Source organism: Flavobacterium sp. (assembly GCF_036759525.1).
GTDB lineage: Bacteria > Bacteroidota > Bacteroidia > Flavobacteriales > Flavobacteriaceae > Flavobacterium.
This window is the reverse complement of the sequence record NZ_DAIOUN010000015.1, coordinates 26,098-51,620: the sequence shown is the minus strand read 5'-3', so window position 1 is coordinate 51,620 and position 25,523 is coordinate 26,098. Positions and strand designations below refer to the sequence as shown.

Here is a 25,523-nt window from a genome sequence, read left to right as displayed (position 1 = left end):
ATGAAATCAAAATCTATCACTATATTATTCTGTTTCATTTTCTTATTTATTTCATCAACTCTTATCGCTCAAGAAGATTTTGAGGATGATACAGATGATTCAGGAGCTCCTGCCGCACCAATAGATGGGTTTATCATTGTTTCTTTGGTAGCCGGGAGTGCTTTTGGATATCAAAAATTAAAATCAAAAAAATAACATTACCACATAGTACTCCAAAAAGACATTTAGATTTTAAATGTCTTTTTTTATTTCACTGTTACTTTGGAACAAGAAAATTAAAAGAAGAAAATACAATTAAAATCTCCAAACTTTACCTAAAACAAAAAAACCTTTTCACATGTGAAAAGGTTTTTGTCGGGGTGGCAGGATTCGAACCTGCGACCTCCTGCTCCCAAAGCAGGCGCGATAACCGGGCTACGCTACACCCCGAATTGAATACAAAATTCAGGTTGCAAATATATACCTTTTAAGTTGTTTTGCAAATGAAAAAAGCAATATTATTAGGTTATCCTTAAATTATTAAAACTAATTAACAACTGGAGATTTATTTTCAATTATCAATTACATTTGCAACACAAATTGAAAATCAAATACCATGTCTGATACTATTCAAAAAATAAAATGTTTAATCATTGGCTCAGGTCCTGCGGGATATACGGCTGCCATTTATGCTGCAAGAGCCAATATGAATCCGGTACTTTATCAGGGTACTCAACCGGGTGGACAATTAACAACTACCAATGAAGTAGAAAATTTTCCGGGTTATCCGGATGGAGTCACAGGTCCTGAAATGATGATTCAACTTCAGGCTCAAGCCAAACGTTTTGGAACTGACATTAGAGATGGATGGGCTACAAAAGTTGATTTTAGTGGTCCGGTGCACAAAGTTTGGATAAACGACACACTCGAACTACACTGTGAAACGGTTATAATATCTACCGGAGCATCGGCAAAATATTTAGGTCTACCCTCTGAGCAACATTACTTGCAAATGGGAGGTGGAGTTTCTGCCTGTGCCGTTTGTGATGGATTTTTCTACAGAAATCAAGAAGTAGTTATTGTTGGTGCTGGGGATTCAGCATGTGAGGAAGCTCATTATTTATCCAAAATGTGTAAAAAAGTTACGATGCTGGTGAGAAGTGAAAAATTCAGAGCTTCAAAAATCATGGAACAAAGAGTTCGAAAAACTGAAAATATTGAAATTTTGATGAATACCGAAACCGTTGAAGTAAAAGGTGACGGACAGGTAGTTAGTTCGGTTTTGGTAAAAAACAGAGCTACAAACGAAGAAATGGAAATTCCGGCAACTGGATTTTTTGTGGCTATTGGTCACCAACCCAATACTGAGATATTCAAAGATTTTATAGATTTAGATGAGACCGGTTACATCAAAAATATACCGGGAACATCTAAAACAAACGTCGCTGGTGTATTTGTGGCAGGTGATGCTGCAGACCATGTATACAGACAAGCCATTACCGCAGCAGGCACAGGCTGTATGGCAGCATTAGATGCCGAAAGATACTTGGCTTCTAAAGAATAATCAAGAATCCCGATTTACAGTCGGGATTTTTTTTGATACCGTTTTACATGAATTTGAATTTTAAAAAGTTAGATTTAATCCCAAAACACAGAATATAATTTGCTATTTTTGCAATACTAATACCCTTAAAACACTATGCTTATAATTGGAATTGCCGGAGGAACCGGAAGTGGAAAAACAACTGTTGTACATCAGATCATGAACGAACTTCCCGAAACAGAAGTAGGCATCATTTCTCAGGATTCATATTATAAAGAAACTCATAATTTAAGTTACGAAGAACGTACAAAAATCAATTTTGATCATCCTAGAGCGATTGATTTTGATTTATTGGTTAAACATTTAAAAGAATTAAAATCCGATAAAATTATTGAACAACCCGTTTATTCTTTTGTAACTCATAATCGAACCGACGATACAATTATTACACATCCCAGAAAAGTTATGATTGTAGAAGGTATCCTTATCCTCGCTAATCCGGAATTACGAGATATGTTTGATATCAAAATTTATGTTCATGCTGATTCTGATGAACGCCTCATCAGAAGATTAAAAAGAGATATTGCAGAACGAGGAAGAGACATGAATGAGGTATTAAATCGCTATCAAAACACCTTAAAACCCATGCATGAGCAATTTATTGAACCCACTAAAGCTTTTGCAGATATTATCATTCCTAACGACAAATACAACACTGTTGCTATTGATGTTGTGCGTGCCGTTATCAATCAAAGAATACTATAGGTAATGAAATTTATTCAACGTTTAAAAGAGAAATACACTTGGTTCCGGTTTATTGGAAATCGGTACTTTTTTGTAGCTCTTTTTTTTGCGATTTGGATGCTTTTTTTAGATAATTATTCCTACATTGAGCATCGCGTATTAAACAAAGAATTGAACGAACTCGAAGCCAATAAAAAATACTACAAGGAAGAAATTCGTAAAGACTGCCTGGAAATTAAAAGACTCAACAACCCGGATTATATAGAAAAATATGCTCGCGAAAAATATTTTATGAAAAAAGACAGTGAGGATATTTACATTATAGAATTTGAAGACGAATTACTCGAAAAGGAAAACCCAAACTAAACCATTTAGAATGACTCAAAAATTATTTACAGCATTCGAACCTCTTTCCAGCAAACAATGGAAACAACAAATTCAATTTGAATTAAAAGGAGCCGATTACACTGAAACCCTTGTTTGGGAAAGTCCTGAAGGTGTAAAAGTTAAGCCATTTTATCATGCTGATGAATCTGTAACAAAATGTCAGATACCTATGCCAAACGGTTTCAAAATTATTCAGAACGTTTTTGTTCATGATGTTAAGAAATCGAACGAACGGGCTTTAGACTCATTAAATAGAGGTGCTGAGTCTATTCGATTTACAATTGAAAATGAAGCAATTTCTTTGGATGAATTAATGGAAAATCTTCCAAAAGAAAATGTAACATATTATTTTAATTTATTATTTCTTTCTGCTGAATTTGTAAAAAAAGTTGCTTCATTTTCCTCTCAAAATCAATTTGAAATTGTTATTTTACAAGACACGGTTGGTCAATTAGCAAAAGATGGAAACTGGTTTGTTTCGCTTGATAAAGATTTTAGCGAAATGAAAATCATTTCTGGATTAAACTTCCCCTTTTTAAGTTGTAAACTAGAGGTATATCAAAATGCCGGAGCCAATATAGTTCAGCAATTGGCCTATGCTATGGCTCATGTTAATGAATATTTCAATCGGATTGAAAATATTTCATCACCCATTACCTTTGAAGTTTCTGTAGGTACCCATTACTTTTTTGAAATTGCTAAATTGAGAGCACTACGTTTGCTTTTTAATACATTGGCAAAAGAATACAATCACATTTTGGATTGTCAAATTCTTGCTGTGCCAACCAAACGCAATAAGACCTTATACGACTACAATGTAAATATGCTTCGCACTACTACCGAGTGTATGAGTGCTATTTTAGGAGGTGCAGATGCCATTTCGAATTTAGCTTACGATGCTCTGTATCATAAAGATAATGAATTTGGTGATCGAATTGCTCGCAATCAATTGTTGGTATTAAAACACGAAAGTTATTTTAATCAAGTGCATAATCCGGCTGACGGAGCCTATTACATTGAAAGTTTAACCGAACAATTAGCCGAAAAAGCTTTAGCTTTATTTAAAGATATCGAAGCCAATGGCGGATTTATCACACAATTGATTGAAGGAACCATTCAACGAAAAATTAATGAAAGTGCTCAAAAAGAACAAGACCTATTCGATTCCGGTAAAGAAGTTTTGTTGGGTACGAATAAATATCCGAACAAGAATGATAAAATGGCCAATGACTTAGAGCTGTTTCCTTTTGTGAAAAACAATCCGAGAAAAACATTGATTACTCCCATTATCGAAAGAAGATTAGCCGAAAAAATGGAACAGGAACGACTTAAAAGCGAAGTAAATGATAAATAAAATTAAACTCTTTTTAGGACTTACTTTACTCGTCTTAATCGTTTCATCGTGTAATGAAGCTGTAAAAAAATCACATGAAATAATACAAAATACTACAAAACCTGAACTCTTAGGTAAATTTTTTCCAATTGAAAATCAAGGCATTAAACTCTTTCTTCCCAAAGAATTCAAAAAGATTTCTAAGACAGAATATTTAGAAATTATCACACAACTGGAAGACAGCCTGACTTTAAGCCTTGAAAATCAAAGATTAAAACAACTTTACAATTCCGGACATGAAATCTATTTATTTCAACACCTTACCTCGGGTTCCATTTTGAGTTTAATTCCAACTGAATATTATAAATTTAACAAAGCTGATGCTCAATTTTTACTCAATCGGATTCGAAAAAGTCACGATGAAATAAGCCAACTTACGGGAATGATTTATCAAAAAAACGAAGCTCGATTTTTCGAAACCAAAGAAGCCCAAATATTTAAAGCCATTTACACCGTATCAGTTCCCGAATCCGATTCTGAATTTAACAAACAAGTCTATTTTGTCAGTTTCAATAAAAAAAGTTTTGCACTCACACTAGAAACTCCTTTTTTAGTTGATTTTGACCCTTATCTGGAAAAAATTCGTGTATTATGATAACTCGAAAAAACATACAACACTTAAAACTAACGGAAACTCTTAACACTGCAGAAAATGCAAATCAACCTGATTTTTCCACAGCTGAGGGTATTGCAGTGAAAACTATTTACAGTAAAAAGGACGTTGAAAATCTTGAACACCTTGATTTTGGTGCCGGATTTGCTCCCAATCTCCGTGGTCCCTATGCAACAATGTATGTGCGTCGTCCTTGGACGATTCGCCAATATGCCGGATTTTCTACCGCCGAAGAAAGTAATGCCTTTTACCGAAGAAATTTAGCTGCAGGTCAAAAAGGACTTTCAGTAGCGTTTGATCTAGCCACACACCGTGGCTATGATTCCGATCACGAACGTGTGGTGGGTGATGTGGGAAAAGCAGGCGTAGCCATTGATTCGGTGGAAGATATGAAGATTTTGTTTGATCAAATTCCGTTAAACGAAATGTCGGTTTCTATGACCATGAACGGTGCGGTTTTGCCCATTATGGCTTTTTATATTGTGGCGGCCGAAGAACAAGGAGTAGCTCCACATTTACTTTCGGGAACCATTCAGAATGATATTTTGAAAGAGTTTATGGTGCGAAATACGTACATCTACCCACCTACTCCTTCAATGAAAATTATTGCCGATATTTTTGAATATACGAGCAAAAATATGCCTAAATTCAATTCGATTTCGATATCGGGTTATCACATGCAAGAAGCTGGTGCAACCGCCGATATTGAATTGGCTTATACCTTAGCCGATGGTTTGGAATACATTCGAACCGGATTAGCAGCCGGAATGGATATTGACACCTTTGCCCCACGCCTATCGTTTTTCTGGGCCATTGGAATGAATCATTTTATGGAAATTGCCAAAATGCGTGCAGGTCGAATGTTATGGGCGAAATTACTCAAACAATTCAATCCGAAAGACGAAAAATCATTGGCTTTAAGAACCCATTGTCAAACTTCGGGTTGGAGTTTAACCGAACAAGATCCGTTTAATAATGTGGCTCGAACCTGTATTGAGGCGGCTGCCGCAGCCTTTGGCGGAACGCAATCATTACACACCAATGCGTTGGATGAAGCGATTGCTTTGCCAACCGATTTCTCGGCTCGAATTGCCCGAAATACGCAAATCTTTTTGCAAGAAGAAACGAAAATCTGCAAAACGGTTGACCCGTGGGCCGGAAGTTATTATGTAGAAAGTTTAACCGATGAAATTGCCAAAAAAGCATGGGCATTGATTGAAGAAGTGGAAGAATTAGGCGGTATGACCAAAGCCATTGAAGCCGGTATTCCGAAACTGCGAATTGAAGAAGCCGCGGCTCGAAAACAAGCCCGAATTGACAGCGGACAAGATATTATTGTTGGGGTGAACAAATACCGTTTGGAAAAAGAAGATCCGTTAATGATTTTGGATGTGGATAATGAAATGGTTCGCAAGCAACAATTGGAACGATTGGCAAAAATAAAAGCTTCACGTGATACGGAAAAAGTAAAAGCCAGTTTGACCAAATTGACAGAAGCGGCAAAATCAGGTCAGGAAAATTTATTATCTTTAGCCGTAGAAGCAGCCCGAAACCGAGCCACTCTTGGCGAAATCAGTGATGCCTTAGAAGCGGTTTTCGGACGTTATAAAGCACAAATTAGAACTTTTAGTGGCGTGTATAGTAAAGAAATTAAAAACGACGAAAGCTTTGAAAAAGCGAAACAATTAGCCGATACTTTTGCCAAGAAAGAAGGTCGTCGTCCTCGCATTATGATTGCCAAAATGGGACAAGACGGTCACGATCGTGGTGCAAAAGTAGTGGCAACCGGTTATGCCGATGTTGGTTTTGATGTGGATATTGGTCCGTTATTCCAAACCCCACAAGAAGCTGCCAAACAAGCCGTGGAAAACGACGTGCATATTTTAGGTGTTTCGTCTTTAGCAGCCGGACACAAAACCTTGGTTCCGCAAGTAATTGAAGAACTCAAAAAATACGGTCGCGAAGACATTATGGTGATTGTAGGTGGCGTAATTCCTGCACAAGATTACAAATTCCTGTTTGATGCCGGAGCGGTTGCTGTTTTTGGACCGGGAACGAAAATTAGTGAGGCGGCGATTAGTATTTTGGAGGTTTTGATGGAGGATTAGTTTTTAGCTGTAGTCGCAGTTGACAGAAGTATAGAATTTTAAAAAACGCTGACTGAAAGGTTGGTGTTTTTTGTAGCAAATACTCTGCTTAAAACAAATCAAAAAAAACCCTGACTTCATATCAGAGTTCAAAGCCCACAATAACAATCACCATCAAAGTAAACGAGCTTATTAAATCGAGCGAAACCTTAAAGAATTTGATTGAATTAATTACAGTAGAACTTAAAGTTGTTGAATTTGTTTCTGTAAACAAGGCTTAGAAAGCAAGTGTAGCGGTTGAATAGTTTTGATCGTAAACCTGACAGGTTTTTGAAACCTTTCAGGTTTAACGATAAAACCGTTAAACTTTTTTCAAAAAATAAAAAACTGTATTAGAAGTTTTTTCTTATTTTAGCTTAATAATTTAAAAGCCAAACAGATATGTTTCAACCTTTAAAATATGGTATATACTACCATATTATAACAGAGGAATTAACAGCGATATTCTCTTCAAAGAAAAGTCCAACTATCAACATTTTCTAAATCTTTACGACGAACACATTAATCCAATTGCAGAAACCTTTGCTTGGTGTTTAATGAAAAATCACTTTCATTTTTTAGTACGAATTAAAGAGGTTGAAGAAATAACATCTGCTAAGAAAGTGTTGCCTTCACAAACTTTTTCAAATTTATTTAATGCCTACACCAAAGCTTATAACAAATGGCATAATCGTCATGGTTCTTTGTTTGAAAGAACTTTTAGAAGAAAGCAAATCAACTATGATAACTATTTTCAAAATGTCATTGCATACATTCATAATAATCCTGTTCACCACAGAATATGTGAGCATCCGTTAGAATACCCTTGGAGTTCATACTTATCTTGTGTCTCAGGCAAACCTACAAAACTTCAAAGAGAAAAAGTGATGGAACTATTCAATGGTTTAGAAAATTTTAAAAGTATTCATACGGAAAAAGTGGATAGTTTTGCTATTGAATCATTTTTAGGGATTTAAACCTGACAGGTTTTTGAAACCTGTCAGGTTTAAAGACATTTCATATATTTACAAAAACAAAAAAATGCTCTCCCTCTCCTTCACTCCATTCCCCAACCTCGAATCCGATCGTTTGCTATTACGAGCGGTTACTGTGGATGATGTTAACGAAGTAATGGAACTTCGTGGCAATCCGGAAACCATGAAATTCATTCCAAGACCGTTGGTGACTTCGCAAGAAATGGCATGGGAACACATTGCGATGATTACCGAAAAAATTGAAAATAATACAGGAATCAATTGGGCCATTACGTTAAAAGAAAATCCAAAATTAGTGGGTATCATTGGTCATTATCGCATTCAACCTGAAAATTATCGGTCAGAAATTGGGTATATGTTGTTGCCGGAATATCATGGAAAAGGCATTGTAAGCGAAGCCATTAACAGGGTGTTGGACTATGGTTTTAACGTGTTAAATTTCCATTCTGTAGAAGCGGTAGTAGATCCTGAAAATCAAGCCTCAATTAGAGTATTAGAAAAAAACGGATTTGTAAAAGAAGCCCATTTTTTAGAAAATGAATTTTGGGATGGCAAATTTTGGGATTCGGTAGTGTTTTCAATTTTAAAGAGAAACTTCAAAAAAGGAAAATAAAATCAGGTAGATTTTAATTCTTAATACAAATTGTCTATTTTTAGGACTGAAATTGCTACCATGTCCAAATTACCTCATTTAAATACCAGCATTTTCACCATCATGTCTAAAATGGCGGTGGATTATAATGCTATCAATTTATCTCAAGGATTTCCAAACTTCCCTGTAGATGACCGGATGGTTGAAATTACCATGCGATTGGCTAAGGCTGATGTACATCAATATACACCTATGGCCGGATATCCTCCTTTAATGGATAAAATTGGCCGTCTCACTTTGGATTCCTACCAAAGAAAAATCAATCCAACAACCGAACTTTTAGTAACAGCAGGTGCCACAGAAGCTATTTTTGCTACACTTCAAGCTTTGGTAAGATCCGGTGATGAAGTTATCATTTTGGACCCGAGTTATGATTGTTATCAAACCCCCATTTTACTATGTAATGCAAAACCGGTTCGGGTCTCATTGAACGACGATTACACCCCTAATTTTGAACGTATAGCACATCATTTATCTTCAAAAACACGCCTATTAATCCTCAACAATCCACACAATCCATCGGGAAAAATGTGGACAGAAAATGATTTTCAACAATTGGAGAATCTGTTAGACCTGTATCCTGACATTTTGATTTTAAGCGATGAAGTATACGAATATATTGCTTTTGAACAAAAACACATTTCAGTAAATACCCGAGAAAAATTGAGAGACAAAACAGTTATTGCCTCTTCTTTTGGAAAAACATTACATATGACCGGTTGGAAAATTGGGTATGCCATTGCACCGGAACATTTAATGAAAGAGGTTAAAAAAGTGCATCAGTTTTTAGTGTTTAGTGTAAACAGTTTATCGCAAGCTGCAATAAGTGAATATCTAGATGTTTTTGAAATCAATTCTGTTTCCAAACTGTATGCGGAAAAAAGAGAATTTTTCAAAAATCTGATGAAAGCCACTCCTTTTAAATTATTACCTTGTGACGGCACTTATTTTCAGGTAGCATCTTACCAAGAGATTTCCAATGAAAGTGATTTAGATTTTACCAAACGATTGGTTACACAATTTGGCGTAGCAACTATTCCTTTATCCATTTTCTATGGCGATGGAACTGACTTGAAAAGAATCCGATTTTGCTTTGCTAAAGATGATGAAACACTCAGAAAAGCAGCCGAACGATTACAACGATTGGGTTAACAAACAAACTTGTCAATTGCAATAATGTTACTTTAATGCTAAAATTATTAAAATAAATCCCTTAAACCGTATATTTACCTAAAACAGAAATAATTATGAATTTTTCAGCAAAAATGCTTCGTGATAACGCCCTCGAGGGCAAAGTAATTGTAGTAACAGGAGGCGGGAGTGGACTTGGAAAAGCTATGACTCAATACTTCTTGGAATTGGGGGCAAAAGTTGCCATTACTTCCAGAGATCTAGAAAAACTTAAAACCACTGCCACCGAGTTAGAAAATGCAACCGGCGGAAAATGTTTACCCCTGCAATGTGATGTTAGACACTACGATCAAGTAGAAGCTATGCTTCAAGAAGTTTTAAAAACGTTTGGAAAAGTAGATGTTTTATTAAATAATGCTGCCGGAAATTTTATCTCTCCAACCGAAAGGTTATCAGCAAATGCATTCGATACCGTTATAGACATTGTATTAAAAGGGAGTAAAAACTGTACACTTGCTTTTGGAAAACATTGGATTGACACCAAACAAGAAAGCTCAGTAATTTTGAATATTGTGACCACTTATGCTTGGACAGGTTCTGCCTATGTTGTGCCGAGTGCAACCGCAAAAGCAGGTGTCTTGGCCATGACCCGAAGTCTAGCAGTAGAATGGGCAAAATACGGAATTCGAAGTAATGCTATTGCTCCCGGCCCTTTCCCTACCAAAGGAGCTTGGGATAGACTTTTACCCGGTGATTTGGCCGAAAAATTTGATATGGCTAAAAAAGTTCCTTTAAAACGAGTGGGTGACCATCAAGAGTTAGCCAACCTCGCAGCCTATTTGGTTTCAGATTTTTCAGCCTATGTAAATGGTGAAGTAATTACCATAGATGGTGGCGAATGGTTAAAAGGTGCCGGACAGTTCAACTTATTGGAACAAATTCCGGAAGAAATGTGGGATATGCTGGAAGCAATGATTAAGGCCAAGAAAAACAAATAAATAGCCAGTATTTGAACTGCCAATCTGTTAATTTATTGGCTTTAAAACAATTAACTATTGTTAACAAATTGAAGTTGAAAAAACCATAAATAATCGTAATTTTACAGCTCAAATTTAATCTACTCAATGGGCAAAATAATTGCAATTGCAAATCAAAAAGGCGGTGTAGGAAAAACTACTACCACAGTAAATCTTGCAGCCTCTTTAGGGGTTTTGGAAAAGAAAGTTTTATTAATTGATGCCGATCCGCAAGCCAATGCCAGTTCCGGTTTGGGAATTGATGTTGACAGCGTGAGTATAGGTTCCTATCAAGTATTAGAACACAGTCATACTCCCTTGGAAGCCATAGTAAAATGCTCGGCTCCCAACGTAGATGTCATTCCGGCTCATATAGACTTAGTGGCTATTGAAATAGAACTGGTGGACAAAGAGAATCGAGAATACATGCTTAAACAAGCTCTTAATTCTATTCGTGACCAATACGATTACATCTTGATTGACTGTGCACCATCCTTAGGATTACTCACTCTCAATGCATTGACTGCTGCAGATAGTGTTGTTATCCCAATTCAATGTGAATATTTTGCTTTGGAAGGTTTAGGAAAACTCTTAAATACCATAAAAAGTGTTCAAAAACTTCACAATCCCGAATTGGACATTGAAGGTTTGCTACTTACCATGTACGACTCCCGTTTACGCTTGTCAAATCAAGTAGTAGAAGAAGTCCAAAAGCATTTCAACGATATGGTATTTAGTACTATCATTCAACGCAATGTAAAATTAAGTGAAGCACCCAGTTTTGGAGAAAGCATCATAAACTTTGATGCAACCAGTAAAGGGGCCAACAATTATTTAAGTTTAGCCGAAGAAATAATTAAAAAAAACAGTTAGGATTTTATGACACAAGCCGCTAAAAAACAAGCTCTTGGAAGAGGTTTATCCGCTTTATTGAAAGACCCGGAAAATGACATCAAATCGGTTAATGATAAAAATGCAGACAAAGTTGTAGGGAATATCATTGAGCTTGAAATAGATGCAATTGAAATAAATCCGTTTCAACCCCGAAGTAATTTTAACGAAGAAACCCTGCAAGAACTGGCTACTTCTATAAAAGAATTGGGTGTAATACAACCCATTACCGTACGGAAATTAGACTTTAACAAATACCAACTTATATCCGGAGAACGTAGACTTAGAGCTTCAAAAATTGCGGGATTAAGTGTAATTCCTGCCTATATTCGTATTGCAAACGACAATGAATCTTTGGTCATGGCACTGGTAGAGAATATTCAACGTCATGATTTAGATCCCATTGAAATTGCACTTTCCTACCAACGTTTGATCGATGAAATTCAATTAACTCAAGAACAAATGAGTGAAAGAGTAGGAAAAAAACGCTCCACAATTGCCAATTATTTGAGATTATTAAAGCTTGATCCAATTATCCAAACCGGTATTCGTGACGGGTTTATTTCTATGGGACATGGAAGAGCTCTTATTAACATTGAAGATGAAGATGTACAATCGGATATCTATCAAAAAATTATCAGTCAAAATCTTTCCGTTCGAGAAACCGAAGCTTTGGTAAAAAACTATCAAGACAGAAATTTACCAAACTCTGGTAAAGCAACTCCCAAAAAAGCGGCCTATTCTATTTCTGAAGTTGAAAAAAATGAACTCAATACCCTTTTAGGTAGAAAAGTTGAAATTAAAATCGAAGCAAACGGAAAAGGAAAATTAGCCATTCCTTTTCAATCGGAAGCCGATTTAAAAAAGTTATTAGCTTTAATCAAACGCTCGTGATTCGTTTTACTTTCATATTATTCTTTTTTTTAATCGGAACGGAGTTTTCATTTTCTCAAGTGGTTTTTGAAGAGGCTCAAACCAAAAGTGACTCTTTAAGTTATAAAAAAATTGACCCGTTGGCTCCATCAAAAGCCGCATTTTACTCGGCAGTGCTTCCCGGGTTGGGACAAGCTTACAACAAGAAATACTGGAAAATTCCAATAGTCTACGGTGGAATGGCCGCAGGTTACTATTTCTACAATCAAAATCAAAAAAGCTACAAAGAATTTCGGGATATTTATAAAAGAAGATTGGAAGGTTTTACCGATGATAAATACTTTGGTATATACTCAAATGCAGTATTAATTAATGCTCAAAGAACTTTTCAACGCAATAGAGATATTTCTTTATTGGTTATTTTGGGTGTTTATGCCCTAAATATCTTGGATGCTAACATAGATGCACATTTGATTCAATTTAATGTGAATGATAATCTTGCACTTAAACCCGATTTGAATCAAAACGACATCAATTCAAAATACTATGTTGGTTTAACTCTTAATTACACCTTTAAATGAAAATTGCTTTACTAGGTTATGGAAAAATGGGGAAAGTTATAGAGAAAATAGCTCTAGAACGCCACCATGAAATTGTACTACGAAAATCTAGAAATGAATCCTTTGAAGGCATTGAAAAAGCCGATGTTGCCATTGATTTCAGTGTTCCTGAATCGGCTGTTGAAAATATTTCGTATTGTATTGAAAAAGGAATTCCAATTGTTTCCGGAACTACCGGATGGTTGGAAAATTACCCTAAAATGGTTTCTTTGTGTGAACAACATAAAGCCGCATTCATTTACGGTTCAAACTTTAGCTTGGGTGTAAATTTATTTTTTGAATTGAATAATTTTTTGGCTCAAATGATGGGTAAATTCAAAGAATATGATGTTGTCATGGAGGAAATTCACCATACACAAAAACTTGACAAACCTAGTGGAACCGCTATTTCATTGGCAAATGCAATACTTAATCATACTTCAAAAAACCAATGGAGTATAGAAGAGCCTACTCAAGATGATTTGTTTATTGATGTGAAAAGAATAGATGCGGTTCCCGGCACACATAGCGTTATTTACAATTCTGTAGTAGATTCTATAGAAATAAAACATACCGCTCATTCACGAGATGGATTTGCTCTAGGGGCTGTCATAGCAGCCGAATGGATTTTGGGTAAAACCGGAGTTTTTACTATGAAAGATGTGCTTGATTTAAACTGAAGGCCAATAAAATAAGCCCAATCAAGTAACAAAATTATAATTTTAGATACTAATTTGAACAGATTGTAAAAGCATAATATAATGACATTATCAGAGTGGTTAATCGTTTTTTTATTGATTCAGGTAGTTCACTTTTTTGGAACTTGGAAACTATATCAAAAGGCCGGTAGAAAATCTTGGGAAGCTGCAGTACCGGTTTACAATGCCTTTATTTTAATGAAAATAATAAATCGCCCTTGGTGGTGGATTTTTTTATTATTTATTCCGGTTGTAAACCTGATAATGTTTCCTGTAATTTGGGTTGAAACGCTGCGTAGTTTTGGAAAAAACTCAAATTTAGATACTCTTTTAGCAGTTGTAACATTTGGACTAATCATTTATTATTTCAATTATACACAAGATTTACAATATGTTGAAAACCGATCTTTGCATCCTAAAAACGCTGCAGCCGATTTTATAAGTTCAATTCTTTTTGCCATTGTAGTAGCTACAACCGTGCATACCTATGTAATGCAACCGTTTACGATTCCTACTTCATCCTTGGAAAAATCACTCCTAATTGGAGATTTTCTGTTTGTTAGTAAATTTCATTACGGTGCTCGAACACCTACAACCGCAGTTGCTTTGCCCATGGTTCATGATAGTATTCCGTTTGTGAAAACCAAATCCTATTTAAGTTGGCCACAACTCCCCTCTTTCCGTTTTCCCGGTTTTGAAAAAATTGAACGCAATGAAATTGTGGTTTTCAATTGGCCTACAGATACCGTTTATCAATTTAGAGATGCATCCGGCAGAAGAGTAGATAAACCTTTAGATAAAAAATCAAACTATGTAAAACGTTGTGTAGGTATTGCCGGCGATACTTTGCAAATAAAAGATAGAGTTGTTTATATAAATGGTGCCAAGTTGGGCATGCATGACAGACAAAAGTTACAGTTTTTCTACTCTGTTGAAACCAAAGACAATTCGATTAGTGATATCATAAGAGATTATGGTATTACTGAAGTTCAAGAATTTTATACTATTCCACGAAAATATTGGGATATTCAGTCTATAAATATTTATTTAACCAATGGGGCAAACAGTGCCAAACTTACCGAAGTTTTTAAAGACAGCACAACTGTTACGGTTAAAGGCTACTTAACGCAAGAATACTTTAACAAGTTGGAAATGAATATCTCCTATAAGCATGCCAACTTAAATCTAACAAACGAATTGGCTGAACAGCTGAAAAAAGATTCCCGCATTAAGAAAATCGATTTCATAGAAAACGAAAATACCAAAACCATATTTCCGCACAATCAAGAATGGAGTAATGACAATATGGGCCCCATATACATCCCGAAAGCCGGAAGCACTGTAGCTTTAAACCTTGAAACTTTACCCTTTTACAAAGCGATCATAACCGATTATGAAAAAAATGAACTGCAAGTGGATGGCGATACTATATTGATCAATGGAAAAGTAGTCCAATCTTATACCTTTAAAATGGATTATTATTGGATGATGGGTGATAACAGACACAACTCTGAAGATAGTAGATACTGGGGATTTGTTCCTCAAGACCATATAGTAGGTAAGCCGGTATTCATCTGGTTGAGCCTAGACCAAAATGTACCTTGGTCTAAGTTTTTTGATAAAGTGCGTTGGGACAGAATGTTTACAACCGTTCATGGAGAAGGAGAACCGGTTTCCTATTTCATTTACTTTGTTATCTTAGTGGCGGGTTGGTATATTTTTGATTTCTTCAGAAAAAGAAAGCAAAAGAAAAATGCATAAAATGAAAACCCTTTTATACCCTACCTATTTCCCGTCTATTAGTCACTACGTTGCTTTAATTCAAGCTCGTGAAGTAGTTTTTGAAGTAGAAGATAATTTTCAAAAACAAACCAATAGAAACCGAATGTATATTTACAGCCCAAACGGAATACAACTGCTAAATATACCGGTTAAACACAGCAAAATAGGTCACCAAAAAACAAAAGACATTCAAATTGAATCTAATTTCAATTGGCAAAAACAACACTTCAAATCCCTTGAGGCGGCCTATAGAACTTCGCCCTTTTTTGAATATTTTGAAGACGATATTTTACCGGTTTTTGAAAAAAAACATACGTTTTTAATGGATTTAAATTTTGAAGTATTTGAAATTGTAAATCGCTGTTTGGGTATAGAAATTCCGTATCAAAAAACACACGAATACTTTCATGAAGTTGAAAATAGTATCGATTTACGAATTCTGGCCAATGGAAAAAGAGATACAACAGTGTGTGAACCTTACACACAAGTTTTTGATGACAAACACGGTTTCATTTCAAACTTAAGTATTTTGGATTTACTTTTTAATGAAGGAAGATTGGCATTAGATTATGTAAAAAATCAAAAATTACCTCCTACTCTTTTTTAAAAGCCAATCTACTTACAATAGGATAATGATCGGAGTTCACAAATTCCGAAAAAGTGGTAAACTGCTTTACTGTAAATTTTTTATCGGCAAACACATAATCAATACGAGCCGGATAATATTTAAAATTGTAAGTTTTACCAAATCCGCTACCCGATTCTTCAAAACCATCTTGCAAATCGCCTTTAACACTGCGGTAAACAAAAGAATAGGCACTATTATTTAAATCGCCACAAACCAACAAGGGATAGCTGCATTCTAACTTGTGTTTTTTGAGTATTTCTGCTTGTTGTTGTTGTGTTTTAAATGCCGTACTAATGCGTTTAAACATCCGCTTTGATTGATTTTGAGAAACCCCTTGAATGTTTTCGTCTATTTCATGCACATCGGGTGTAATTTTAATAGATTGCAAATGCACACTATAAACCCGCAAAGTATCTTTTCCTCTTTTTATATCGGCAAAAACAGCATTATTTGTAGAATTCGGAAAAGGAATCACACCTTCATTTACAATGGGATATTTTGAAAAAATAGCTTGTCCCAACTTGGTATTTTTACCTTCAACAAAAATGTATTTGTATTTGTACAGTCTAAAATCGATATCGTTTTTATGTGAATACTCTTGTAAACATAGGATATCCGGATTTTGTTCTTTGATAAAAGAAGCAATATTTTGGCTCACATCAGTTTGCGGAATCCAATCGTATAAGTTAAACAATCGCACATTGTATGTCATAACACTAAAATCGTCCTCTTCTTTAGGCAATTGATTTTCTGAGAACTTATAAAACTTGGTTATAAATGTAATCCCGAGCAATAAAACTAAACCAGACAAGAGCATTTGACGTTTCAGTTGAATTAACCAATACCCAAAGAATAATAAGTTCAATATGAGCATTAAGGGTAAAAATAGGGTCAATACAGACAAAATAGGAAACAATTTAGGAGCCAAAAAAGGTAAAATATAAGCAACGAAAGTCAATACAGTAAGTACTATATTGAGAAAAAAGATGATTTTATTAAACCAATTTAAATTCTTCATTCCATTAAAAATATCAATTCTTGCCTACTTTAAACAAAAACTCTTTTTCATCTTGAGTCAAACTATCATAACCCGATTTACTTATTTTATCTAATATTTCATCAATTTGTTGTTGTGTCTTGTCTTTAACTACCGGTTTGGGTTTCACGGTCACTTGGTTTTTGTGAACTTTTTTAAAAGGTTTCGATTTTCTTCCCTTGAACAAATGGATTACGCCATCCATAAATGTAGAAAAAGGTTTTGTAATATCAATTCCGTTTTTGAGTTGCGAACTGTAAAGGTAGCCAAATAATGCCCCACCTAAATGAGCTATATGACCGCCCACATTGTCAAAAGAAAGACTAATTAAATCGACTACCAGATAAAACAAAGCTATATGCCATAACTTTACCGTTCCAATAAGTAAAAGTCTAATTTGCATATGCGGTGCATAGGTAGTAACGGCAAAAAGTACAGCCATTACTGCACCACTTGCCCCAACCAATTGGGCATTTTGATTTACCAAAGCCGGAAAAATTAAATAACTTATTAAGTAAATGAATCCGGAAAAAAGAGCTCCGGTTAAATACATACTCAACAACTGCTTTTGTGTAAAAAAAGTAAGGAACAACCGACTCGAAAAATGGAATACAATTAAATTAAACAGTATGTGAAAAAAACCGGCATGAAAAAAAGCATAAGTCAGTAATGACCAAGGCTTCCAAAGTAAATCAGCACTGTTTGAAGATAAACTTATAAAATTAAGAAAAGGAAATGGAATTTGAAACAAGGACAATACACCTTGTAATACGTAAGGAATCGCAAATAATAAAACATTCAAGTAGATTAACTTTTCAGTTACTCCACCCATTCTATACTGTTGTTTCAATTCTTCAAAAATGCTCATAATTGCATGTATCGTTTATAGGAATAGATTCTATTAATTCCAACGTTTATCATTGAATTGATTTCTTTTCCAAATCCACATCATTAAAAATCCGGTTAAAGCACCGCCCACATGGGCAAAATGGGCAATACCACCTCCACCAAAAATAGATTCGCCTTTTAATCCCATAAATAAATCACCCAAAACCAAAAACGGAACAAAATATTTGGCTTTAATGGGAATAGGTAAAAACAACAGCATCAATTCGGCATTGGGAAACATAAAAGCAAAAGCAACTAAAATACCATACAAGGCTCCAGAAGCCCCAACGGCACTTCCGTCGGCTATAATTGAAGCTTGAAACAATGCTTTAAAATTGGTTTCATTTAGCAAATCATATTTCCCAATAGGTTCTAATATAGGTTTAATATTTTCGGCCAATTTTTCTCCAACATACATATTCCCATCTCTAAAAGGCACATTTATTACTTGTTTGAGTGTTTCAGAAGACAAACCTAGATCTGAAGCAGCTTCCAGAAGCTTTTGGAATTCATAATATTGCATTCCGGTATGAATTAAAGCAGCACCCAAACCGCAAGAAATGTAGAAAAAAAGAAACTTCTTAGCTCCCCAAAAATGCTCTAATGCCGAACCAAACATTACCAATCCAAACATATTGAAAAAAATATGCATCAAATGTGGCATTTTGGCGTGCATAAACATGTGAGTTAGGGGTTGCCACCATTGAAACGAATTGCTCAACGGAAAATGTAAAGCCAATAAATCATAAGCAGCAGGTGCAATCGTATTGGAACCAATGTAAAATAGTACATTGAGAATCAAAAGTTGTTTAACGGTTTCGGTCATTCGCATCATATCGCAAATTTTTTGTCTAATTCATCTACACTAAGCGTAATGAATGTAGGTTTATTAAAAGGTGAAACATTGGGCTCTTTACAGGCAAATAAGCTGTTTACTATATTTTCTTGTTCTTTTTCTGTAAGATAGGTTCCTGTTCGAACGGCCAAACTTCGTGCCATAGATTTGGCTATAGAATCACTTTGACTGAAACTCGAATCGGGTACATCGTTTTCTAATGCATCTATCAAATCCTCTAGAACGATAGAAACTTCACTTTCTGTCATTTGTACCGGAATGCCCGAAATAACTACTTTATCTTCAAAAAGAGCGTCAAAAACAAATCCGGCACTTTCCAATGAAGCCTTCAACTGGGTTATCCAATGCATTTCATTTACCGAGAAAAAGATTTCCAACGGAAATAACAAATGCTGACTTGAAGACTGATGTAATGTCATATTTTTTAAGTACTGCTCATACAAAATCCGCTGATGTGCTCTTTGTTGATCTATGACCATCATACCGGATTTAATGGTACTTATAATGTATTTTTTGTGAACTTGATATGTTTTTTGAGTGGTTTCTACTTCATCATTTTCAGAAAAAAGAGAACCTGTAACCACTTCTTGCTCAAAAGTTATTCCGTCCAATTCTTGGGTGTCACTTTTTAATCCAACATACAAACTTTCCCATGAAGCCGATTCTGATTTTCGTTCTTTAAAATTAAAGTTGGCTTGTGATTTTGAGGGTTTCTCGGATGCAAAAGGATTGAAATTGGAATCCACTTGAATGAGAGGAACCGACGCTTCTTTATGCTGATAATCATAGGGCGTATCCAAATTAGGATCTCTTTCAAAATCCAAAACCGGAGCCACATTAAACTGCCCTAAACTGTGCTTAACCGAAGAACGTAAAATAGCATATAAAGCATGTTCATCGTCAAACTTAATTTCGGTTTTTGTTGGATGAATGTTGATATCGATACAATGCGGAGGCACTTGAAGGTAAATAAAATACCCCGGTTGCATTCCGTCTTTAAGTAATCCTTCATAAGCCGACATGACAGCGTGGTGCAAGTAGCCGCTTTTGATGTATCGGTCGTTTACAAAAAAGAATTGTTCCGAACGATTTTTCTTGGAAAACTCAGGTTTTGAAACAAATCCTGTGACTTGAACTATTTCAGTTTCTTCAAAAACAGGAATAAGTTTTTCATTGGTTTTACCGGAAAAAACCCCAACAATACGCTGACGTAAATTGGTAGCCGGTAAATTAAACATTTCACTTCCATTGTGAATTAAAGTAAAATGTATTGAAGGATGTGCTAAAGCCACACGTTGAAACTCGTCTACAATATGACGTTGCTCAACCGTTTCTGATTTTAAGAAATTGCGTCGGGCCGGTATATTGTAAAACAAGTTTTTGACCGCAAATGAAGTCCCCGAAGGCAGAACAGCAGGATCTTGTGAAATAAACTTGCTCCCTTCAATAACCAAATGGGTACCCAATTCATCCTCATGAGGTTTGGTTTTTAGTTCAACATGAGCTATTGCAGCAATAGAAGCTAAAGCCTCTCCCCTAAAACCTTTGGTGTGCAACGAAAATAAATCTTCTGCATTTCGAATCTTGGAAGTTGCGTGTCTTTCAAAACACAATCGTGCATCGGTAACCGACATTCCTAAACCGTTATCAATAACTTGAATCAAAGATTTACCGGCATCTTTTACAATTAATTTTATAGAAGTAGCCTTGGCATCAACTGCATTTTCCATGAGTTCTTTCACCACGGATGCAGGTCGTTGCACAACCTCACCCGCAGCAATTTGATTGGCTACATGATCGGGAAGTAATTGAATTATACTAGACATTACCTTTGTCTGAAAATAGATAAATCGAAATCGATAACAAACAAAAACAATAAAACCAATACTAATATAACCAGAATCAAACGCTTGTTTACCTCGCGGTTGCCTCTATGTCTACTCTCAGAACGGGCTTCGCTCCAATGGGCTCTAAAGTCGTTGTAATTTACCGTTTCTCTGTTTTTATGAAACTTAGAATCAAAATCATACAAATTACCCTGCTCCTTGCCTTCGTAATAACGAGGCGTGTAGTTAAAACTTTTATTTCGGGGTAATTTTATTAATGATCTCTTTAGCATCTTCTTTGATATTATCTTTCAAAGTTAAACAATTCCAAACGGACTAGAAAATTTAGCTCTGTGAAAGTTTTGTTAGTTTTTAACAAAAAAACCAACCTGTAAAAAAGGTTGGTTGTTTGTATTATATTGAAAACCTATTACAATGCAGTCATCTTGATTGCGGCCACAGCAGCTTCTACACCTTTGTTGCCATGTTTTCCTCCGCTTCTATCTATGGATTGTTGTTTGTTATTATCGGTTAGAACACAAAATATAACGGGCATTTTACCGGTTAAATTCAAATCTTTAATTCCTTGTGTAACTCCTTCACAAACAAAATCAAAATGCTTGGTTTCACCTTGAATTACACTCCCTATGGCAATAATTCCGGCCAAATGCGGAAAAGAATCCATCATTTTTTTACAACCGTAAATCAATTCAAAACTTCCGGGCACATTCCACCTAATGATATTTTCAGGAGCAACATTTACATCAATAAGGGTATCATAAGCTCCTTGATACAATCCTTCGGTAATATCGTCGTTCCATTCTGAAACAACAATCCCAAACGAAAGTTGACTTACGTTTGGGAGTTTTGTTTTATCGTATTGGGATAAATTTTTGTTTTCGGTTGCCATATTTACTGAGCCATTCCGATTAAACCGTCTATGTTTCGAGCTTCTGGAGCCGACTCATATTTTTCTTTAATTTGAGTAAAATAATTCAATGCTTCAGCTTTGTTTCCTAATGTAAAAGCGGTCTGACCGGCTTTTAAAAGAAAACGTGGCGTAGTTAAATCATTTTCATTCATCTCGGCTGCTTTTTTGTAATAATCTAAAGCTTCTTTCAATTGATTTTTTTGAGCAAAAGCATCGCCAATAGCTCCTTTGGCTAAAGCCGAAATAATCAAATCATCCGATTTGAATTTGTCTAAATAACTGATAGCTTCTGTATTTTTGCCCAAATTCAAGTATGCTATACCGGCATAATAATGAGCTAAATTACCTGCATCGGTACCGGAATAATGCTCTGCTATTTTCAAAAAGCCAAATTTACCATCTGCTCCATTTAAAGCTAAAGTAAACAAACTATCTTTTGAAGTAGTTGAATCTAAAGCACTTTGAAAGTTTTGTTGAGCCATAAACATTTCATCGGCTGCTTCAAATTCTTTAGGGTCGGCTACAAATTTTTGATATAATAAATATCCAACTGTAACAAATGCAATAGCACCTACAACACCAAAAATATATTTTTGATTTCTAACAACCCATTCTTCTGCACGAGAAGCCCCTTCATCCAAAGTATTAAAAACTTCGGCAGTGGTACTGTCTTTAACGTCTACATCAATGTTTTCTTCGATATCTTCAACTTCTTTTGGTTTTGGAGCTTTGAAACCTCTTTTATTGTATGTTGCCATTTATATTTAATTTAATGAGCCGCAAAAATAAAATTTTTATTGAAATTTAAAAGTCATTTTGAAGTATATTTTTGAGAAAAAGGTGTAATCAATCAAATTTTGAAAAAAATTGCAGAATTCGCATTACTTTTGCCTTACTGAATTTTAATTCTCACCAGCGAAATTTCAAACATACAGTGATTTTAAAACAACTTTCCATTTTTAATTATAAAAGCATTTCGGAAGAACAATTTGAATTTGATTCCAAAATCAATTGTTTTGTGGGTAAAAATGGCGTTGGAAAAACCAATGTTCTGGATGCTATCTATCATTTGGCGTATGGAAAAAGTTATTTTAATCCGTTGGCCGTTCAAAATATCAAACACGGAACCGACTTTTTTTTACTGGAAGGAGACTTTGAAAAAAATGATAGACTGGAACAAATTAGTTGCAGTCTTAAAAAAGGATTGAAAAAAACGCTGAAAAGAAATGCCAAAATCTATGAAAAATTATCCGAACACATAGGTTTGATTCCATTGGTTATCATTTCTCCTGCTGATACCGATTTGATTACCGAAGGTAGTGAGACACGAAGAAAATTCATGGATAGTATTTTGTCTCAACTAGACAATACATACCTCAACAGCTTGATTCTTTACCAAAAAACTGTTGCCCAAAGAAATGCTTTGCTCAAATATTTTGCTCTAAACCATGTTTTTGATGGCGATACGCTTCAAATATACAACGAACAACTGCATCAAATTGGTACCGAATTACATCAAAAAAGAGTCCGTTTTATTACGGAATTTATTCCCTATTTTTCAAAGTATCATCAAATTATAACACAGTCTGAAGAACAAGTGAACATTCGTTATGAAAGTGATTTGGAAAAACTAAGTTTACTAGAACTTCTAGATCAAAATCTAGCCAAAGACAGAGCACTTCAATATACCAGTGTGGGAATTCACAAAGACGATTTGCATTTTGAAATTGATGCTTATCCCATAAAAAAGTTTGGTTCTCAAGGTCAACAAAAATCTTTTCTTATTGCACTCAAATTAGCTCAATTTGAATTTCTCAAACGTGAAAGTGGTCAAAAACCAATTCTCCTATTTGATGATATTTTCGACAAATTAGACGAATTTAGAGTTAGCAAAATTGTTGAGATGGTAAATGACAATGCTTTTGGACAACTTTTTATTTCGGATACACATCCGGAACGCACCGAAAAAATTGTAAAAAGCACACATCAATCGTATAAAATTTTTCATTTATAAACTATTATTTGAAGTTTTCTAAAGATTAATCTTAAATAAACAGTAAATTCGAAACAACTTCTTTCTTTTAATTCTTTTTACCTAAAAATCAATTAGGCTCAACCGAATCATGTTCCTTTTTCTTACATTTGAGCCTCCTTTTGAAAAGGAATACATTTCAACTAAATACAAGCCTTTTAATCTAATATTCACACCAATGAAAAGTATTTCATTCAAATCTTCCTATATCCTGATTTTTGGAGCCTTATGTCTCTTTTTTGGAGTACAATACATACTTCTTGACTCCTTAAAGAACCTAAAAAACGTAAAGGAGTCCAATCAAAAAGCATTAGAGCTGCAATTGTATCCCAATGAAGTATTTTCAATTATCCATTTGGCAAACTATAATTTCCTACAAGCACAACACTATTTTGATTTGTATCTTTTGGAACATCAAACTTCCGATTTTGAAAAATACCAGTTGCACATAAACACCACCATTCAGTATCTTGACACCCTGTCTCTGGAAGGAAAACATCCCAAAACTTTCAAATCAACTTTTGCAGAAAAAATCATTTTAGAAAAGCAACTCATAGATGCTAAAAATGAATTGGAACAATGGGTAAACAAAGGCATATCACCTCTTATTGAATACGAATTTGATGCCTATAAAATAAAAAAATACGATATTGAACGTGTTTTGAGAACGGTAGAATATGACAGCATCAAAATAAGTAACGATGTGATCAAAAGAGGTATTTTGGCACGAATTGGTAACGCCATTTCTGGCAAATATGATATTCAAAAAGAAGAATTACAAGTGTATCTGAAGGTTGTTTTAGATCAAAAACCAATATCAGGTAATTTTGAAAACCAATTGAAAAATGTTTTTATTTCAACCGACAGATTTTATACAAATCAATTTAATTTATTCAAAAACAAGATGCATCAAACGCAAATAAACCAAAAAAAATTAATCCAAATCAATCATGAAATAGTGAACCATTGTCACAGTATTTTTAATTTTTACAAAGATTTTTATACTCAAAACAAAGAAGCACACCACAAACAAATTTTGGAAAATGTAAAAAAGGATTTCAAAAAAAATGAAATCTACATTTATATACTGCAAGGCCTTACCTGCTTGATATTCTTAGGGATTATTGGTTATTTTAGAATTAGTAATAAAGGAAATATTTAATCATTAAATGGGAAAAGTATCTACTAAAAATTGTAAATTGGTCAAAAATATTTTAGGAATGAAAATATGTTAACTATAGAATCATTACAGTTTTTAGAAGATTTAAAACAAAACAATAACACCGAATGGTTTCATGCTCAAAAAAAGAGATATGAAAACTACAAAACCGATTACAAAAACCTCATTGCTTCGCTATTAGAAAAAATGAAAATGATGGATCCGGCTTTGACCCCATTAGAAGTAAAAAATTGTACTTTCAGAATCAATCGAGATATTCGCTTTTCAAAAGACAAATCGCCCTACAAAACCAATTTAGGAATTTGGATGCCTATTCAAACTTTTACAAAAAATGCTCCGGGATATTACATCCATTATGAAAAAGGAAACAGTTTTATAGCCGGAGGATTGTATTGTCCGGAACCCGAAGAACTTAAAAAAATAAGAACCGAAGTGGCGTATTTTTATGAAGACTTAAAAGAAATCATTTCGGACAAATCGTTTCAAAATAGTTATGGCGATTTAGATCGAAACGAAAGTAACAGTCTAAAAAAAGCACCCAAAGATTTTGACCCCAATCACGAGGCAATTGCCTATTTAAAATTGAAGAGTTTTACTGCTTCTTGTAAAATTGAAGACACTGCTTTTTTGCAACCTGATTTTTGCGAATTGGCTACAAAAAAACTCCTACCTTTGAAGCCTTTGAACGCATACTTACAACGTGCCTTAGCCCCTTTGGATTAAC

The 25,523-nt window shown here is 34.8% G+C and carries 27 protein-coding genes and 1 tRNA gene; 20 read left to right on the top strand and 8 right to left on the bottom strand.

The window, feature by feature from the left end; all coding sequences use genetic code 11:
* The gene (locus V7M80_RS10530; RefSeq protein ID WP_333695968.1) at positions 1 to 195 is read left to right on the top strand and encodes a hypothetical protein; all 195 of its coding nucleotides are present in this window, start codon (positions 1 to 3) and stop codon (positions 193 to 195) included.
* Between the two features lie 159 nt (positions 196 to 354).
* Here the strand turns inward: V7M80_RS10530 and V7M80_RS10525 are convergent.
* Positions 355 to 429: transfer RNA gene (locus tag V7M80_RS10525), tRNA-Pro, on the bottom strand.
* A gap of 166 nt (positions 430 to 595) precedes the next feature.
* Here V7M80_RS10525 and trxB point away from each other — a divergent pair.
* The 16 genes from trxB to V7M80_RS10445 all read left to right on the top strand — a co-directional run bounded on the left by trxB (position 596) and on the right by V7M80_RS10445 (position 16,029).
* Positions 596 to 1,543, top strand: a complete 948-nt coding sequence (trxB, locus tag V7M80_RS10520; protein ID WP_333695967.1) for a thioredoxin-disulfide reductase — start codon at positions 596 to 598, stop codon at positions 1,541 to 1,543.
* Positions 1,544 to 1,678: 135 nt separating this feature from the next.
* The gene (gene udk / locus V7M80_RS10515; RefSeq protein ID WP_333695965.1) at positions 1,679 to 2,287 is read left to right on the top strand and encodes a uridine kinase; all 609 of its coding nucleotides are present in this window, start codon (positions 1,679 to 1,681) and stop codon (positions 2,285 to 2,287) included.
* A 3-nt stretch (positions 2,288 to 2,290) separates the two neighbouring features.
* On the top strand, positions 2,291 to 2,632 hold the full coding sequence (locus V7M80_RS10510) for an FtsB family cell division protein (protein WP_333695964.1): 342 nt from the start codon (positions 2,291 to 2,293) through the stop codon (positions 2,630 to 2,632).
* A gap of 10 nt (positions 2,633 to 2,642) precedes the next feature.
* Entirely contained in the window at positions 2,643 to 4,007 is a 1,365-nt protein-coding gene (locus V7M80_RS10505) for a methylmalonyl-CoA mutase subunit beta (protein WP_333695963.1), read from the top strand.
* A complete protein-coding gene (locus V7M80_RS10500) occupies positions 3,997 to 4,641 on the top strand; it encodes a hypothetical protein (protein ID WP_333695962.1) in 645 nt (214 codons plus the stop codon). The genes V7M80_RS10505 and V7M80_RS10500 overlap by 11 nt, the downstream gene beginning before the upstream one ends.
* Positions 4,638 to 6,767: a methylmalonyl-CoA mutase gene (gene scpA / locus V7M80_RS10495; protein ID WP_333695960.1), complete on the top strand. Its 2,130-nt coding sequence runs from the start codon at positions 4,638 to 4,640 to the stop codon at positions 6,765 to 6,767. Before V7M80_RS10500 ends, scpA begins: the two co-directional genes overlap by 4 nt.
* 575 nt (positions 6,768 to 7,342) lie before the next feature.
* Entirely contained in the window at positions 7,343 to 7,762 is a 420-nt protein-coding gene (locus tag V7M80_RS10490) for a hypothetical protein (protein WP_333695958.1), read from the top strand.
* A gap of 64 nt (positions 7,763 to 7,826) precedes the next feature.
* Complete coding sequence (locus tag V7M80_RS10485) at positions 7,827 to 8,393, top strand: GNAT family N-acetyltransferase (RefSeq protein WP_333695956.1); 567 nt, start codon at positions 7,827 to 7,829, stop codon at positions 8,391 to 8,393.
* A gap of 60 nt (positions 8,394 to 8,453) precedes the next feature.
* Entirely contained in the window at positions 8,454 to 9,584 is a 1,131-nt protein-coding gene (locus V7M80_RS10480) for a methionine aminotransferase (RefSeq protein ID WP_333695955.1), read from the top strand.
* Positions 9,585 to 9,679: 95 nt separating this feature from the next.
* Positions 9,680 to 10,561, top strand: a complete 882-nt coding sequence (locus V7M80_RS10475; protein WP_333695954.1) for an SDR family oxidoreductase — start codon at positions 9,680 to 9,682, stop codon at positions 10,559 to 10,561.
* Positions 10,562 to 10,687: 126 nt separating this feature from the next.
* On the top strand, positions 10,688 to 11,452 hold the full coding sequence (locus tag V7M80_RS10470) for a ParA family protein (RefSeq protein ID WP_333695952.1): 765 nt from the start codon (positions 10,688 to 10,690) through the stop codon (positions 11,450 to 11,452).
* Positions 11,453 to 11,458: 6 nt separating this feature from the next.
* On the top strand, positions 11,459 to 12,364 hold the full coding sequence (locus tag V7M80_RS10465; RefSeq protein ID WP_333695950.1) for a ParB/RepB/Spo0J family partition protein: 906 nt from the start codon (positions 11,459 to 11,461) through the stop codon (positions 12,362 to 12,364).
* On the top strand, positions 12,361 to 12,924 hold the full coding sequence (locus V7M80_RS10460) for a DUF5683 domain-containing protein (RefSeq protein ID WP_333695949.1): 564 nt from the start codon (positions 12,361 to 12,363) through the stop codon (positions 12,922 to 12,924). Before V7M80_RS10465 ends, V7M80_RS10460 begins: the two co-directional genes overlap by 4 nt.
* Positions 12,921 to 13,622, top strand: coding sequence for a 4-hydroxy-tetrahydrodipicolinate reductase (gene dapB, locus V7M80_RS10455; RefSeq protein WP_333695947.1), 702 nt, complete (start codon positions 12,921 to 12,923; stop codon positions 13,620 to 13,622). Before V7M80_RS10460 ends, dapB begins: the two co-directional genes overlap by 4 nt.
* Before the next feature lie 81 nt (positions 13,623 to 13,703).
* Positions 13,704 to 15,401, top strand: coding sequence for a signal peptidase I (gene lepB / locus V7M80_RS10450; protein ID WP_333695946.1), 1,698 nt, complete (start codon positions 13,704 to 13,706; stop codon positions 15,399 to 15,401).
* Position 15,402: 1 nt separating this feature from the next.
* On the top strand, positions 15,403 to 16,029 hold the full coding sequence (locus V7M80_RS10445) for a WbqC family protein (protein ID WP_333695945.1): 627 nt from the start codon (positions 15,403 to 15,405) through the stop codon (positions 16,027 to 16,029).
* On the opposite strand, the gene V7M80_RS10440 is transcribed toward V7M80_RS10445, so the two are convergent.
* From V7M80_RS10440 to V7M80_RS10410, 7 genes are all read right to left on the bottom strand, one after another.
* A complete protein-coding gene (locus V7M80_RS10440) occupies positions 16,016 to 17,068 on the bottom strand; it encodes an endonuclease/exonuclease/phosphatase family protein (protein ID WP_333695944.1) in 1,053 nt (350 codons plus the stop codon). The genes V7M80_RS10445 and V7M80_RS10440 overlap by 14 nt on opposite strands.
* A gap of 13 nt (positions 17,069 to 17,081) precedes the next feature.
* Positions 17,082 to 17,954: a rhomboid family intramembrane serine protease gene (locus V7M80_RS10435; RefSeq protein WP_333695943.1), complete on the bottom strand. Its 873-nt coding sequence runs from the start codon at positions 17,952 to 17,954 to the stop codon at positions 17,082 to 17,084.
* Positions 17,955 to 17,987: 33 nt separating this feature from the next.
* Entirely contained in the window at positions 17,988 to 18,809 is an 822-nt protein-coding gene (locus tag V7M80_RS10430; protein ID WP_333695941.1) for a rhomboid family intramembrane serine protease, read from the bottom strand.
* The gene (gene mutL / locus V7M80_RS10425; RefSeq protein ID WP_333695939.1) at positions 18,806 to 20,656 is read right to left on the bottom strand and encodes a DNA mismatch repair endonuclease MutL; all 1,851 of its coding nucleotides are present in this window, start codon (positions 20,654 to 20,656) and stop codon (positions 18,806 to 18,808) included. The genes V7M80_RS10430 and mutL overlap by 4 nt, the downstream gene beginning before the upstream one ends.
* On the bottom strand, positions 20,656 to 20,949 hold the full coding sequence (locus V7M80_RS10420) for a hypothetical protein (RefSeq protein ID WP_333695938.1): 294 nt from the start codon (positions 20,947 to 20,949) through the stop codon (positions 20,656 to 20,658). Before V7M80_RS10420 ends, mutL begins: the two co-directional genes overlap by 1 nt.
* Before the next feature lie 137 nt (positions 20,950 to 21,086).
* Entirely contained in the window at positions 21,087 to 21,566 is a 480-nt protein-coding gene (ribH, locus tag V7M80_RS10415) for a 6,7-dimethyl-8-ribityllumazine synthase (RefSeq protein ID WP_333695936.1), read from the bottom strand.
* A gap of 2 nt (positions 21,567 to 21,568) precedes the next feature.
* Positions 21,569 to 22,345, bottom strand: coding sequence for a tetratricopeptide repeat protein (locus V7M80_RS10410; RefSeq protein ID WP_333695935.1), 777 nt, complete (start codon positions 22,343 to 22,345; stop codon positions 21,569 to 21,571).
* Between the two features lie 176 nt (positions 22,346 to 22,521).
* On the opposite strand from V7M80_RS10410, the gene recF reads away from it, so the two are divergent.
* The 3 genes from recF (at position 22,522) to V7M80_RS10395 (ending at position 25,522) form a co-directional block, all read left to right on the top strand.
* Entirely contained in the window at positions 22,522 to 23,601 is a 1,080-nt protein-coding gene (gene recF, locus V7M80_RS10405; RefSeq protein ID WP_333695933.1) for a DNA replication/repair protein RecF, read from the top strand.
* Positions 23,602 to 23,797: 196 nt separating this feature from the next.
* The gene (locus tag V7M80_RS10400) at positions 23,798 to 24,781 is read left to right on the top strand and encodes a hypothetical protein (RefSeq protein WP_333695931.1); all 984 of its coding nucleotides are present in this window, start codon (positions 23,798 to 23,800) and stop codon (positions 24,779 to 24,781) included.
* 66 nt (positions 24,782 to 24,847) lie between these two features.
* On the top strand, positions 24,848 to 25,522 hold the full coding sequence (locus V7M80_RS10395) for a DUF2461 domain-containing protein (protein WP_333695930.1): 675 nt from the start codon (positions 24,848 to 24,850) through the stop codon (positions 25,520 to 25,522).
* Position 25,523: the final 1 nt, after the last annotated feature.